Raw genomic sequence first — 12,630 nt, forward strand, 5'->3', positions numbered from 1 at the left:
GGGATTTTAAGGAGGCGGCCCGTGCGCCCCTTGTTCCCGCATCAGTTCCCGTAGCCGCGCGCCAGGAACACCGCCGCCAGCGGGATCAACGGGATGATGTGCGCCTGCCGCATCACCGAGCGGCGCACCTGCCGCACTTCCTCCGGCGGCGGCAGCCGGCCATCCGCACGCAGGGCCTTGCGCCAGGCGATGAAGCGGCGCGTCGGCCCGATCGACATCACTCCGACCGCCACGAACATCGCGACCTTCAGCCAGAGCAGCCAGTTGCCGCCATACCAGGCGCCGCCCTTGACGCCCAGGAACACGCGCGCCAGGCCCGTGAGGAACACCGCGCCGGCGGCGATGCCATAGACGCGGTCGACCGTCACCAGCCGCTCGACGGCCACGGCATTGAGCCACTCGGGCCGGCACAGCGCCGCCTCGCTGGCGATGAACACCACCAGCGTGAGGATGGCCAGGATGTGGGCGTAGGCGAGCAGGGCTTCGATGGTCATTCGGTGGTGGCGGCTTGCGGCGGGGGGTGGCGCCAGAACTCGGGCCGGCTGAAGTGCTCTTTCAGGAACTCGATCCACAGCCGCACCCGCACCGGCAGGTGCTTGCGCTGCGGGAAGACGGCGTAGATGCCGTTCGGGGGCGCGGCGAAATCGGCCAGCACCTCGACCAGGCGGCCCGATTCGATCTCGGCCTCCACCTCCCAGGTGCTGCGCCAGGCGATGCCGTGGCCCTCCAGGCACCAGTCGTGCAGCACCTGCCCGTCGGAGCAGTCCAGCGGGCCGCCGGGGCGGAAGTGGATGACTTCCCAGTTCTCCTTCGAGGACACCGCGTCCGCAAGGACGCCTTCCTTGAGCCGCCCTTGGGCGGTCCGCGGCACGCGGAACGCCCAACCGCGCACCTGCGAAGCGTCGCTCGACAGGGTGAGGCAATCGAAGCGCGCCAGGTCGTGCGGATGCTGCGGCGTGCCGTGGCGCTCCAGGTACTCCGGCGTGGCCACGCAGAGGCGCCGGTTGTCGGCCATGCGGACGCTGACCAGCGATGAATCCGGCAGGTCGCCCACCCGCACCGCGCAGTCGTAGCCCTCGGCGGCGAGGTCGACCACCCGGTCGCTCAGGTTGAGCGAGATGGTCACGTCCTGGTGCAGCTGCCGGAACCGGGGCACCAGCGGCGCCACGTGGCGGCGGCCGAAGCCGGCCGGCGCGGTGACGCGCAAGTGGCCGCTGGCTTTCACGCCGCCCGCGCTGACGCTGGCTTCCGCATTGGCGATGTCGGCCAGCAGGCGCTGGCAGTCCTCCAGGAAAGCGCTGCCCTCATGGGTGAGTGTCAGGCGGCGGGTGGTGCGCAGCAGCAGCTTGACCCCGAGCCGCTCTTCCAGCGCGTCCAGCCGCCGCCCCATGATCGCGGGCGCGACACCCTCGGCCTTGGCCGCCGCCGTCAGGCTGCCGCGCGTGGCCACCGAGACGAACGACTCGAGCTGCTTCAGCTTGTCCATGTCGAGCAGATTATGCGCATGGAGGTTCTGAATCTACGAGATTGCCGCGCCGATTTGCTGTCGAGTTCGTTTGAAGCCACGCAGCAGACACCACTCGGCTTGCGAGCCGCTACCAAAAGCTGACTCGACATTACCCGCGCACAGGTCACCAATCTAATCACCGGCGACGGTCTAAACCTTGAGGCGAGGTTCAAATACAGTGACGCGCGTGGAGAAGCCGCGCGCAGTCCTGTTCGATGCCTACGGCACGTTGTTCGACGTGTACGGCATCGGCGCGCTCGCGGAGCGCCTGTTCCCCGGCCAGGGGCAGGCGCTGGCCGTGCTCTGGCGGGACAAGCAGATCGAGTACACCCGGCTGGTCACCACCAGCAATGACGGCGCGCACTACCGCCCGTTCCGGGAGCTGACCCAGGCCGCCCTGCGCTACGCCTGCAAGCGGCTGGCGCTTGCGCTCACCGAAGCCTCCGAGCAGCAGCTGATGCACCAGTACCACGAGCTGCCCGCCTTCGGCGAAGCGCGCGAGGTGCTGCAGGCGCTGCGCGAGCGCGGCGTGGTGACCGGCATCCTGTCCAACGGCGACCCGCCGATGCTGCAGGCCGCAGTGGCGAGCGCGGGGCTCGGGCCGCTGCTGGACCACGTGCTCAGCGTCGATCCGCTGCGCAAGTACAAGACGCATCCGCAGGCCTATGCACTCGGCACTCAGGCCACCGCGCTGCCCGCCGCGGACATCCTGTTCGTCAGCTGCAATTCGTGGGACGCGCTGGCCGCCACGTGGTTCGGCTATCGCACGCTGTGGGTCAACCGCTACCGGCTGCCGTTCGAGGAGTTGGGCACGCAGCCCACGCGCACCGGCGAGACGCTGCGCGACGTGCTCGCCTTCTTCTGATTTTTCGTTTTTCTTCCATTCGATTCGACAAGGAGCCTTCCATGACCGCCCGCACGTCCGTCCACCGCCTCCAGGTGGCGACCGAACTGCATCGCTTCATCGAGGACAAGGTCCTGCCGGGCACCGGCGTGGACAGCGCCGCGTTCTGGAAGGGATTCGACGCCATCGTCCACGACCTCGCGCCGAAGAACATCGCGCTGCTCGCCGAGCGTGACCGGCTGCAGGCCGAACTGGATCGCTGGCACCAGGCGCACCCGGGCCCGATCCAGGACATGAAGGCCTACCGCGGCTTCCTCGAGCAGATCGGCTACCTGGTGCCGCCGCCGGCCGGCGTGAAGGCGACGACGGCGAACGTCGACGCCGAACTCGCGATCCAGGCCGGCCCGCAGCTCGTGGTGCCGATCCTCAACGCGCGCTACGCGCTCAACGCCGCCAACGCGCGCTGGGGTTCGCTGTACGACGCGCTGTACGGCACCGATGCCATTCCCGAAAGCGGCGGCGCCGAGAAGGGCCCGGGGTACAACGAGGTGCGCGGCGCCAAGGTGATCGAGTACGCGCGCAAGGTGCTGGACCAGGCCGCGCCGCTGGCGTCGGGCTCGCACCGCGACGCGGTCGGCTACAAGGTCGAAGGAGGCAAGCTGCAGGTGGCGCTGCGCGGCGGCACGAGCAGCGCGCTGAAGGACCCGGCGCAGTTCACCGGCTACCGCGGCGACGCAGCCGCGCCTTCGTCGGTGCTGATCAGGCACAACGGGATCCACCTGGACATCGTGATCGACCGCAAGCACCCGATCGGCAGCACCGACCCGGCCGGCGTGGCGGACGTGATGCTGGAAGCGGCGCTGTCCACCATCCTCGACCTCGAGGACTCGGTCGCCGTCGTCGATGCGCAGGACAAGGTGCTGGCCTACGGCAACTGGCTGGGCATCCTCAAGGGCGACCTCACCGAGCAGGTCACCAAGGGCGGCCGCACCTTCACCCGCGGCCTGAACCCGGACCGCGTCTACACGGCGCCGAACGGCGGCACGGTGTCGCTGCCCGGACGCTCGCTGCTGTTCGTGCGCAACGTGGGCCACCTGATGACCAACCCCGCGGTCCTGTGGGAGGGCGGCAAGGAGATTCCCGAGGGCATCCTCGATGCGGTGGTCACGACCACCATCGCGATCCACGATATCAAGGGCGATAGAGCCAACGGCCTGCGCAACTCGCGCACCGGCTCGGTCTACATCGTCAAGCCCAAGATGCACGGACCGCGCGAAGTGGCGTTCGCCAGTGAGCTGTTCGGCCGCGTGGAGCAGATGCTCGGCCTGCCCGCCAACACGGTGAAGCTGGGCATCATGGACGAGGAACGCCGCACCAGCGTGAACCTGCAGGCCTGCATCGCCGAAGCCGCCGCGCGCGTGGCGTTCATCAACACGGGCTTCCTGGATCGCACCGGGGACGAGATGCACACCGCGATGCTGGCCGGCCCGATGTTCCGCAAGGGCGACATGAAGTCCAGCGCCTGGATCCAGGCCTACGAGAAGAGCAACGTGCTGGTCGGCCTGTCCTGCGGGCTGCGCGGCCGCGCCCAGATCGGCAAGGGCATGTGGGCGATGCCGGACCTGATGGCCGCGATGCTGGAGCAGAAGATCGGCCACCCGAAGGCGGGCGCCAACACGGCGTGGGTTCCCTCGCCCACCGCCGCGACGCTGCATGCCCTGCACTACCACCAGGTCGACGTGGCCGCGGTGCAGAAGGAGCTGGAGAAGACCAGCGCCGACGCCGAGCGCGAGAACCTGCTGGCCGGCCTGCTTCAGGTTCCGGTGGTTCCCGAAGCGAAGTGGACCGCGCAGGAGCGCCAGCAGGAGCTGGACAACAACGTGCAGGGCATCCTGGGCTACGTCGTGCGCTGGATCGACCAGGGCGTGGGCTGCTCCAAGGTGCCGGACATCCACAACGTCGGCCTGATGGAAGACCGCGCCACGCTGCGCATCTCCAGCCAGCACATCGCGAACTGGCTGCACCACGGCGTCGTGACGCGCGAGCAGGTGATGGAGACCTTCCAGCGCATGGCCGCGGTGGTGGACAAGCAGAACGCGGGCGATCCGCTCTACCAGCCGATGGCCGGCAACTGGGATAGCTCGTTCGCGTACCGGGCGGCGCTGGACCTGGTGTTCAAGGGCAAGGAGCAGCCCTCGGGCTACACCGAGCCGCTGCTGCACGCCTGGCGGTTGAAGGTGAAGGCCGCGCGCGGTTGAGTCCGCGGCGCGCGGGCGCCTCGCTAGACTCCTCGTCAACGACAACGACGAGAGACCGAGCATGATCAAGCACCTGGTGGCCACCTTCGCGGTGGCCTTTGCATCTTCCGGCGCCTTCGCGCAAGCGGCCGACACGCGCGTGTCGCAACTGGCGGCGGCGGAGCAGCCGAAGCTGCTCGAGACCCTCAAGACGCTCGTCGAGATCGAGACCGGCAGCACCAACCGCGCCGGGCTCGACAAGCTGTCCACGCTGATCGGCGAGCGGCTCAAGGCGCTCGGCGGCGAGGTGCAGTACGTCGAGCCGAACGCCGCCGACGTCTACCGCATGGAGGACACGCCCGAGAAGCCCGAGGGCATCGGCCGCATGGTCAAGGCCAGCTTCAAAGGCAGCGGCACGAGCAAGATCCTGCTGATCGCCCACATGGACACGGTGTACCCGGCGGGCATGCTGGCGCAGCAGCCGTTCCGCATCGACGGCAACCGGGCGTACGGCCTGGGCATCTCCGACGACAAGCAGGGCGTGGCGCTGATCCTGCACACCGTCGCCATGCTCAAGGCGCTCAACGTGTCCGACTGGGGCCTGCTCACCGTGCTGATCAACGGCGACGAGGAGATCAGCTCGCCCGCGTCGCGCAAGCTGATCACGGCCGAAGGCGCCGCGCACGATGCCGTGATGTCGTTCGAAGCCTCGCGCGCCGAGCAGGACAAGATCTCGCTGGCCACCAGCGGCATCGCGCTGGCCGAACTCACGGTGCGCGGCCGCGCCTCGCACGCCGGCTCCGCGCCCGAGCGCGGCGTGAACGCCTTGTACGAGCTGTCGCACCAGCTGCTGCAGTTGCGCGACCTGTCGGTGCCCGAGCGCGGGCTCAAGGTGAACTGGACGGTGTCCAAGGCCGGGGTCGTGCGCAACATGATCCCGCCGGGGGCGCAGGCCTGGGCCGACATCCGCCTGCTCAAGACCGCCGACCTGGCGGGCGTGGAAGCGCGCATGCGCGAGCGCATCCAGAAGAAGCTGCTGCCCGAATCGGAAGTCAGCGTGAAGTTCGAGAACCGCCGGCCGCCGCTGGAAGCCACCGAGGCCTCGCGCGCGCTGGCGACGCATGCCCAGCGCATCTACAAGGAACTGGGCAAGGAGCTGGTGGTCGATCCCGAGCCGGAAGGCGGCGGCACCGATGCGGCCTTCGCCGCGCTGCAGACCAAGGCGCCCGTCATCGAGCGTTTCGGCCTGCAGGGCTTCGGCGCGCATTCGAGCAACTCCGAATACATCCTGGTCGATTCGATCCAGCCGCGGCTGTACCTGGCCACGCGGCTGATCATGGACCTGGCCAGCGGCAAGGCGCGCTGAAGCGCGCAGCACGTTCCTGCGCCTGCCGCGGTCTAAACTGCCCCGATGCCCACTGCAGCGACTCCCGACGCGACCCGCTGCCCGCTCTGCGGCCAGCCCAACCGCTGCGCCATGGAAGTGGAGCGCGAGACCGGCCGGCCGCAGCCGCCCTGCTGGTGCACGCAGGCCGATTTCGATCCGCAAGCCCTGCGCGCCTTGCCTGAGGAAGCGCGCGGGCGAGCCTGCATCTGCAACGGCTGCGCGGGCTCGCCCGCCCGCTGAGCGCCGACGGCAGCATCGCGACACCCCATGTGCCAGCTGCTCGGGATGAACTGCAACACGCCCACGGACGTCACGTTCAGCTTCACCGGGTTCGCGCAGCGCGGCGGCAGGACCGACCACCACGCCGACGGCTGGGGCATCGCCTTCTTCGAGGGGCTGGGGCTTCGGCACTTCGTGGACCACCAGCCGGCTTCGCAGTCGCCGGTGGCGGAGCTGATCCGCCGCTACCCCATCAAGAGCCGCAACGTCATCGCCCACATCCGCAAGGCGACGCAGGGCGAGGTGGCGCTGGAGAACTGCCACCCCTTCGTGCGCGAGTTGTGGGGCCGCTACTGGGTGTTCGCCCACAACGGCGACCTCAAGGATTTCCAGCCGCGCCTGCATGCGAGCTTCCGGCCGGTCGGCAGCACGGACAGCGAGCGCGCGTTCTGCTGGATCATGCAGGAGCTGTGGAAGTCGCACGCGGGCGTGCCCAGCGTGGCCGAGCTGACGATCACGCTGCGCGAGCTGGCGCCGCAGATCGCGCGGCACGGCCCCTTCAATTTCCTGCTGTCCAACGGCGAGGCGCTGTGGGCCCACTGCGCCACCAACCTCTTCCACGTGCAGCGCAAGCACCCGTTCGCGCATGCGCGGCTGAAGGATGAGGACCTGTCGATCGACTTCTCCCACCACACCACACCGCAGGACAGGGTGGCCGTGGTCGTGACGGCGCCGCTGACGACCAACGAACAGTGGACGCCGATGCAACCCGGCGAGCTTCGCGTCTTCGTGGACGGCGCGATGTTCTGCTGAGCCAAGCGGACTGTGCCATCCCGTCGCGCGCGGCTGTCGAATGCGGCACCGGCCGTTCGTCGTGTCGGTGGAGCGGCACCCGCGTGTCGCCCGGCTCAACAGGAGATCGACATGCAATACGTGGATGGATTCGTCGTCGCCGTGCCCACCGCCAACCGCGGCGTCTACCTCGAACACGCCCGTGCCGCGGCCCGCGTCCTGAAGGACTGCGGCGCGCAGAACGTGGTGGAGTGCTGGGGCGACGACGTGCCCGAAGGCAAGCTGACCTCGTTCCCGCTCGCCGTGCAGCGCAAGCCGGAGGAGACGGTGGTGTTCTCGTGGGTCATGTGGCCGTCCAAGGCCGTGCGCGACGAGGGCATGGCCAAGGCCATGGCCGATCCGCTGTTCAAGGACATGCAGATGCCGTTCGACGGCAAGCGCATGATCTACGGCGGCTTCGAGGTGCTCGTCAGCCAGTGAGCCGCGCACAGGCGGCTTCGAGCGCGTCGACGAACATCGCCGGCACGTCGAAGCCGCTCTGCTGCGTGATCTCCTGGAAGCAGGTCGGGCTGGTGACGTTGATCTCGGTCAGGCAGTCGCCGATCACGTCCAGGCCCACGAGCAGCAGGCCGCGCTCGGCCAGCACCGGTCCCAGCGTTTCCGCGATCTCGCGGTCTCGCGGCGTGAGGGGCTGGGCCACGCCCTTGCCGCCGGCGGCCAGGTTGCCGCGCACTTCGCTGCCCTGCGGAATGCGCGCCAGGCTGAAGGGCACGACCTTGCCGCCGATCACCAGCACCCGCTTGTCACCCTGCGTGATCTGCGGCACGAAGCGCTGCGCCATCAGCGTGGTGGCGCCGGCGCCATTGAGCGTCTCGACGATGGCGCCGAGGTTCAGGCCGTCGCCGCGCACGCGGAAGATGCCCATGCCGCCCATGCCGTCCAGCGGCTTGAGGATCACGTCCTGGTGCTCGGCGTGGAAGCGCCGAACCTCATCCGGGTCGCGGGTCACCAGCGTGGGGCTGAGGAACTGCGGGAACTCCATGATGGCCAGCTTCTCCGGATGGTCGCGCAGCGCCCGCGGGCTGTTGAACACGCGCGCGCCTTCGCGCTCGGCCTGCTCCAGCAGGTGGGTGGCGTAGAAGTACTCGGAGTCGAACGGCGGGTCCTTGCGCATCAGCACCGCGTCGAACTCCCGCAGCGCGCGGACCGACGTGGCGGATTCGACGAACCAGTCGTCGTCGACGCCCGTGAGCTGGATCTCGCGCACGGTCGCCTGCACCTGCGCGCCCGAGCGCCAGGCCAGGTGGCGCGGCTCGCAGGCGGCGATGCGGTGCCCGCGGCGCTGCGCCTCGCGCATCATCGAGAAGGTCGTGTCCTTGTAGACCTTGAAGGCTTCCAGCGGGTCGGCAACGAAAAGCAGGTTCATCTGGGGATCGGGTCGTGCGGTGGCTCGTCGCCACTGTTGCACAAAACGCGTGGCGCCGTGGCGCTCAGGGCTTGGGCGCCGCCGGGATCGCGAGGCCTCGCTGCACCGCGGGCCGCGCGAGGAATGCGTCGAGCCCGCGCTGCACGTTTTTGAGGCCCGCGAACTCCACCAGGTCGCCGGCGCCGTAGAAGCCGACCAGGTTGCGGATCCAGGGGAAGGTCGCGATGTCGGCCACGCCGTACTCCTCGCCCGCGATCCAGGCGTTGCGCGCGAGCTGCCCGTCCACCACGGCGAGCAGGCGCTTCGCTTCCGCCACGTAGCGGTCGCGGGGACGCTTGTCCTCGAAAGCCTTGCCGGCGAATTTATGGAAGAAGCCGACCTGGCCGAACATCGGCCCCACGCCGCCCATCTGGAACATCAGCCACTGGACGGCGCGCCAGCGTTCGGCCGGATCGCGCGGCAGCAGCTTCCCCGTCTTCTCGGCCAGGTACAGCAGGATGGCGCCCGACTCGAACAGCGCGAGCGGCCGGCCGCCCGGGCCTTCCGGATCGAGGATGGCCGGAATCTTGTTGTTCGGGTTGAGCGACAGGAACTCGGGCGAGAGCTGGTCGTGCTTGTCGAAGTCGACGCGGTGCACTTCGTACGGCAGGCCGGTCTCTTCCAGCGCGATGGAGACCTTCACGCCGTTGGGTGTAGGCAGCGAATAGAGCTGAAGCCGGTCCGGGTGCTGCGCCGGCCACTTGCGGGTGATGGGAAAGGCGGAGAGGTCTTGGGGCATGCGGCACCGTAGCACGGCCGCCCCAAGGCCCGTCGCACGCGGGGAATCAGGCGGCGTGCTAGGACGCGGTCCGCACGCTCAGATCTCGACCTTCGAGCCCAGCTCCACCACCGCGTTGTTCGGCAATTTGAGGAAGTCGGCCGCCGCGCTGGCGTTGTGGTGCATCTGCGCGAACAGCTTCTCGCGCCAGGGCGCCATGCCGCCGCCGATCGTGGGCACGACCACGTCGCGCGACAGGAAGTAGCTGGTGGTCATCGGCTGCACTTCGCAGCCCAGCTTGCGCATGGGCTCGAGGGCGCGAGGCACGTCGAAGTCGTTCATGAAGCCGTAGTGGACCACCACCTGCCAGCAGTTGTGGCCGAGGGGCTCCACGTCCAGGCGCTTGTTCAAGCCGATCCAGGGCACCTCGTGGCTGCGCACCGTGACGAACAGGTTCTGCTCGTGCAGCACCTTGTTGTGCTTGAGGTTGTGCAGCAGCGCGTTGGGCACGGCGCCGGGTTCGGCCGTGAGGAAGACCGCGGTGCCTTCGACGCGCATGGGCGGGCTGGTGAACACCGCGTCCAGGAAGCTCGGCAGGTCGATGGCGTCGGCGCGCAGCTTGTCGTTCAGGATGCTGCGGCCTTCCTTCCAGGTCATCATCAGCGTGAAGATCGCGCCGCCGATCAGCAGCGGGAACCAGCCGCCCTGCAGCAGCTTCAGCAGGTTGGAGGCGAAGAATGCGAGGTCCACGAGGAAGAACCAGCCGGTGGCAGCGATGCACAGCCACAGCGGGTACTTCCAGCCGTAGCGGATGACGAAGAACGTCAGCGTGGTGGTGATCAGCATGTCCAGCGTCACCGCGATGCCGTACGCAGCCGCCAGGTTGCTCGAGGAGCGGAACAGCACCACGGCCAGGACGATGGCGACGAACAGGCCCCAGTTGACGAACGGGATGTAGATCTGGCCGGTCTCGCGCACGCTGGTGTGCTGCACGTTCAGGCGCGGCAGGTAGCCCAGTTGCACCACTTGCTTGGTGACGCTGAAGGCTCCGGTGATGAGTGCCTGTGAAGCGATGACGGTGGCCGCGGTGGCCAGCACCACCAGCGGCAGCAGCGCCCATTCGGGGGCCATCATGTAGAACGGATTCTTCACGGCGTCGGGCCGTTCGAGCAGCAGCGCGCCCTGGCCGAAGTAGTTGAGCGTGAGCGCCGGCATGGCCACCGCGAACCAGGCGATCCGGATCGGCTGCTTGCCGAAGTGGCCCAGGTCGGCGTACAGCGCCTCGGCGCCGGTGACGCACAGCACCACCGCCCCCAGGATGATGAAGGTGGTGCCCGGGTGCGACCACATGAAGCCGATCGCGTGGTGCGGGCTGATCGCAGTCAGGATCTCGGGGTGGTGCGCGATGTTGCCAACGCCCAGCACTGCGAGCGTGAAGAACCACACCAGCGTGACCGGGCCGAAGTAGCGGCCGACCCCCGCCGTGCCGTTCTTCTGCACCGCGAACAGCAGGAACAGGATGAGCAGCGTCAGCGGGATCACCCACTGCGAAAAGCGCGGCGAGACGACCTCCAGGCCCTCGACGGCGGACAGCACCGAGATCGCGGGCGTGATGACGCCGTCGCCGTAGAAGAGCGAAGTGCCGAAGATGCCCAGCGCGAGGAGCACCCGGCGCAGGTCCGGCCTGTCCTTCACCGCCTGCGAGGCCAGCGCCAGCATCGCGACCAGCCCGCCTTCGCCGTTGTTGTCGGCGCGCAGCACGAGCACCACGTACTTGATCGAGACGATGACCGTCAGCGTCCAGAAGAAGATCGAGAGGATCCCGTACACGTTGCCGGTCGTGAACTGGACGTGGCCCGAGCCGAATACTTCCTTGACGGCGTACAGGACGCTGGTGCCGATGTCGCCGTAGACGACACCGATGGCGCCGAGGGTCAGCGCGGCTAGCGAGGATTTCGAGCTTTGCACGAGGGGCCCCGTCTTGGCGCCGGCTGAGGCGGCGGCGGGGTTCCGTTCCTTGAGGGAGCGCTATTTTGCGCCGCTGCCAAGGCCTTGGTTGGGCCATGTTGCAGCGCAGCAACTCGCCCGGGGGGAGTCAGTCGTAGGTTTCGGCTTCGGGGTCGGTGGCTTCCAGCTCATAGCTGGCGGCCAGCATGGCCAGGCGGCCGATCACGCCGTACATGTAGAAGCGGTTCGGCGCGCTGGCGCCGGGCTTCTGCCCCGGCTGAGGCAAGTGCGTACTCTCCGCGAAAGCCAGTGGCACGAACCCCGCGCCGGGAGCGTTGAGGTTCTCGTCGATGCCGCGCTCGGGATGCACGCGGTAGAAACCGCCGACGACGTAGCGGTCCATCATGTAGACCACCGGCTCGGCCACGGCGTCATGGATGCGCTCGTAGGTCTGCACGCCTTCCTGGATGATGACGTCGTGCACCTCCTGGCCGTCCTTGACGAGGCCCATCTTGTTCTTGGCGCGCCGGTTGAGCTGGTCCAGGTCCTTGACGTCGCGCACGGTCATGATGCCCATGCCGTACGTCCCGTTGTCCGCCTTGACGATCACGAACGGCTTCTCGTTGATGCCGTATTCCTTGTACTTCTTGCGCACTCGCGTGAGCAGCGCGTCGACGTTGGTGGTCAGGCAGTCCATGCCCGAGCCTTCGGCGAAGTTGATCTCCCCGCATTTGTTGTACATGGGGTTGATCAGCCACGGGTCGATGCCGAGCATCTTGCCGAACCGCTTGGCCACCTCCTCGTAGCTCTGGAAGTGGCGGCTCTTGCGCCGCACCGACCAGCCCGCGTGCAGCGGCGGCAGCAGGTACTGCTCGTGCAGGTCCTCCAGGATGCCCGGAGGGCCGGCAGAAAGATCGTTGTTGAGCAGGATGGTGCAGGGATCGAAGTCCTTCAGGCCCAGGCGCGTCTTGCTGCGCACCACCGGCTCCAGCACGATCGATTCGCCCGTGGGCAGGTTGATCGTGGTCGGTTCCTTGATCTCCGGGCTGATGGAGCCGATGCGCACGTTCAGGCCCGCCATGTGGAAGACGCGCTTGAGCTGCAGCACGTTCGCCAGGTAGAACGTGTTGCGCGTGTGGTTCTCGGGGATGACCAGCAGGTTGCGCGCTTCCGGGCAGATCTTCTCGATGGCGGCCATCGCCGCCTGCACCGCGAGCGGCAGCATTTCCTGCGTCAGGTTGTTCCAGCCGCCGGGAAAGAGGTTGGTGTCCACCGGCGCCAGCTTGAAGCCGGCATTGCGCACGTCCACCGACGTGTAGAACGGCGGCGTGTGCTCCATCCACTCGAGCCGGAACCAGCGCTCGATGGCGGGCATCGACTCCAGGATGCGTTCCTCGAGTTCGTTGATCGGCCCGGATAAGGCCGTGATGAGGTGGGGGACCATGCAGCGCTCTCTCGAGGAGGGTTATCCGAGAACCATTGTAGGAAGCTGGGGCCGGCCGCGCCGGTTGCAA

At 68.1% G+C, this 12,630-nt stretch carries 12 protein-coding genes; 6 read left to right on the forward strand and 6 right to left on the reverse strand.

Going from position 1 to position 12,630, the window contains the following annotated elements:
* Positions 1-41: 41 nt before the first annotated feature.
* Both EZ313_RS08385 and EZ313_RS08390 read right to left on the reverse strand, forming a co-directional pair.
* Positions 42-494 carry a DUF2214 family protein gene (locus EZ313_RS08385; protein WP_135262712.1) on the reverse strand — a complete coding sequence of 151 codons (453 nt, stop codon included), beginning with the start codon at positions 492-494 and terminating at the stop codon, positions 42-44.
* A complete protein-coding gene (locus EZ313_RS08390; RefSeq protein WP_135262713.1) occupies positions 491-1,486 on the reverse strand; it encodes a LysR family transcriptional regulator in 996 nt (331 codons plus the stop codon). The genes EZ313_RS08385 and EZ313_RS08390 overlap by 4 nt, the downstream gene beginning before the upstream one ends.
* 208 nt (positions 1,487-1,694) lie before the next feature.
* Here EZ313_RS08390 and EZ313_RS08395 point away from each other — a divergent pair, with 208 nt between their 5' ends.
* From EZ313_RS08395 to EZ313_RS08420, 6 genes are all read left to right on the forward strand, one after another.
* A complete protein-coding gene (locus tag EZ313_RS08395) occupies positions 1,695-2,372 on the forward strand; it encodes a haloacid dehalogenase type II (protein WP_135262714.1) in 678 nt (225 codons plus the stop codon).
* 41 nt (positions 2,373-2,413) lie between these two features.
* Positions 2,414-4,609 (forward strand): malate synthase G, encoded by a 2,196-nt coding sequence (locus EZ313_RS08400; protein ID WP_135262715.1) that lies wholly within the window; start codon positions 2,414-2,416, stop codon positions 4,607-4,609.
* Positions 4,610-4,670: 61 nt separating this feature from the next.
* Positions 4,671-5,954 (forward strand): glutamate carboxypeptidase, encoded by a 1,284-nt coding sequence (locus EZ313_RS08405; protein ID WP_135262716.1) that lies wholly within the window; start codon positions 4,671-4,673, stop codon positions 5,952-5,954.
* 45 nt (positions 5,955-5,999) lie between these two features.
* On the forward strand, positions 6,000-6,215 hold the full coding sequence (locus EZ313_RS08410; RefSeq protein WP_135262717.1) for a cysteine-rich CWC family protein: 216 nt from the start codon (positions 6,000-6,002) through the stop codon (positions 6,213-6,215).
* 27 nt (positions 6,216-6,242) lie between these two features.
* Entirely contained in the window at positions 6,243-7,007 is a 765-nt protein-coding gene (locus EZ313_RS08415; protein WP_135262718.1) for a class II glutamine amidotransferase, read from the forward strand.
* Positions 7,008-7,118: 111 nt separating this feature from the next.
* Positions 7,119-7,466, forward strand: a complete 348-nt coding sequence (locus tag EZ313_RS08420; protein ID WP_135262719.1) for a DUF1428 domain-containing protein — start codon at positions 7,119-7,121, stop codon at positions 7,464-7,466.
* On the opposite strand, the gene gshB is transcribed toward EZ313_RS08420, so the two are convergent.
* From gshB to gshA, 4 genes are all read right to left on the reverse strand, one after another.
* Positions 7,456-8,412 carry a glutathione synthase gene (gshB, locus tag EZ313_RS08425; RefSeq protein ID WP_135262720.1) on the reverse strand — a complete coding sequence of 319 codons (957 nt, stop codon included), beginning with the start codon at positions 8,410-8,412 and terminating at the stop codon, positions 7,456-7,458. The two genes, EZ313_RS08420 and gshB, sit on opposite strands and share 11 nt — an antisense overlap.
* A 64-nt stretch (positions 8,413-8,476) precedes the next feature.
* The gene (locus EZ313_RS08430; RefSeq protein ID WP_135262721.1) at positions 8,477-9,190 is read right to left on the reverse strand and encodes a glutathione S-transferase N-terminal domain-containing protein; all 714 of its coding nucleotides are present in this window, start codon (positions 9,188-9,190) and stop codon (positions 8,477-8,479) included.
* A 78-nt stretch (positions 9,191-9,268) separates the two neighbouring features.
* A complete protein-coding gene (locus tag EZ313_RS08435; RefSeq protein ID WP_135262722.1) occupies positions 9,269-11,137 on the reverse strand; it encodes a potassium transporter Kup in 1,869 nt (622 codons plus the stop codon).
* 127 nt (positions 11,138-11,264) lie between these two features.
* Complete coding sequence (gene gshA / locus EZ313_RS08440; protein WP_135262723.1) at positions 11,265-12,560, reverse strand: glutamate--cysteine ligase; 1,296 nt, start codon at positions 12,558-12,560, stop codon at positions 11,265-11,267.
* Positions 12,561-12,630 lie beyond the last annotated feature (70 nt).

The sequence above is a fragment of the Ramlibacter henchirensis genome (genome assembly GCF_004682015.1).
In the GTDB taxonomy this organism is placed as follows: domain Bacteria; phylum Pseudomonadota; class Gammaproteobacteria; order Burkholderiales; family Burkholderiaceae_C; genus Ramlibacter; species Ramlibacter henchirensis.

Coding starts and splice junctions, on each gene's coding strand:
- EZ313_RS08400 (WP_135262715.1), top strand. CDS start 2,414: ATGACCGCCCGCACGTCCGTCCACCGCCTCCAGGTGGCGACCGAACTG.
- EZ313_RS08420 (WP_135262719.1), top strand. CDS start 7,119: ATGCAATACGTGGATGGATTCGTCGTCGCCGTGCCCACCGCCAACCGC.
- EZ313_RS08410 (WP_135262717.1), top strand. CDS start 6,000: ATGCCCACTGCAGCGACTCCCGACGCGACCCGCTGCCCGCTCTGCGGC.
- gshB (WP_135262720.1), bottom strand. CDS start 8,412: ATGAACCTGCTTTTCGTTGCCGACCCGCTGGAAGCCTTCAAGGTCTAC.
- gshA (WP_135262723.1), bottom strand. CDS start 12,560: ATGGTCCCCCACCTCATCACGGCCTTATCCGGGCCGATCAACGAACTC.
- EZ313_RS08405 (WP_135262716.1), top strand. CDS start 4,671: ATGATCAAGCACCTGGTGGCCACCTTCGCGGTGGCCTTTGCATCTTCC.
- EZ313_RS08415 (WP_135262718.1), top strand. CDS start 6,243: ATGTGCCAGCTGCTCGGGATGAACTGCAACACGCCCACGGACGTCACG.
- EZ313_RS08430 (WP_135262721.1), bottom strand. CDS start 9,190: ATGCCCCAAGACCTCTCCGCCTTTCCCATCACCCGCAAGTGGCCGGCG.
- EZ313_RS08385 (WP_135262712.1), bottom strand. CDS start 494: ATGACCATCGAAGCCCTGCTCGCCTACGCCCACATCCTGGCCATCCTC.
- EZ313_RS08390 (WP_135262713.1), bottom strand. CDS start 1,486: ATGGACAAGCTGAAGCAGCTCGAGTCGTTCGTCTCGGTGGCCACGCGC.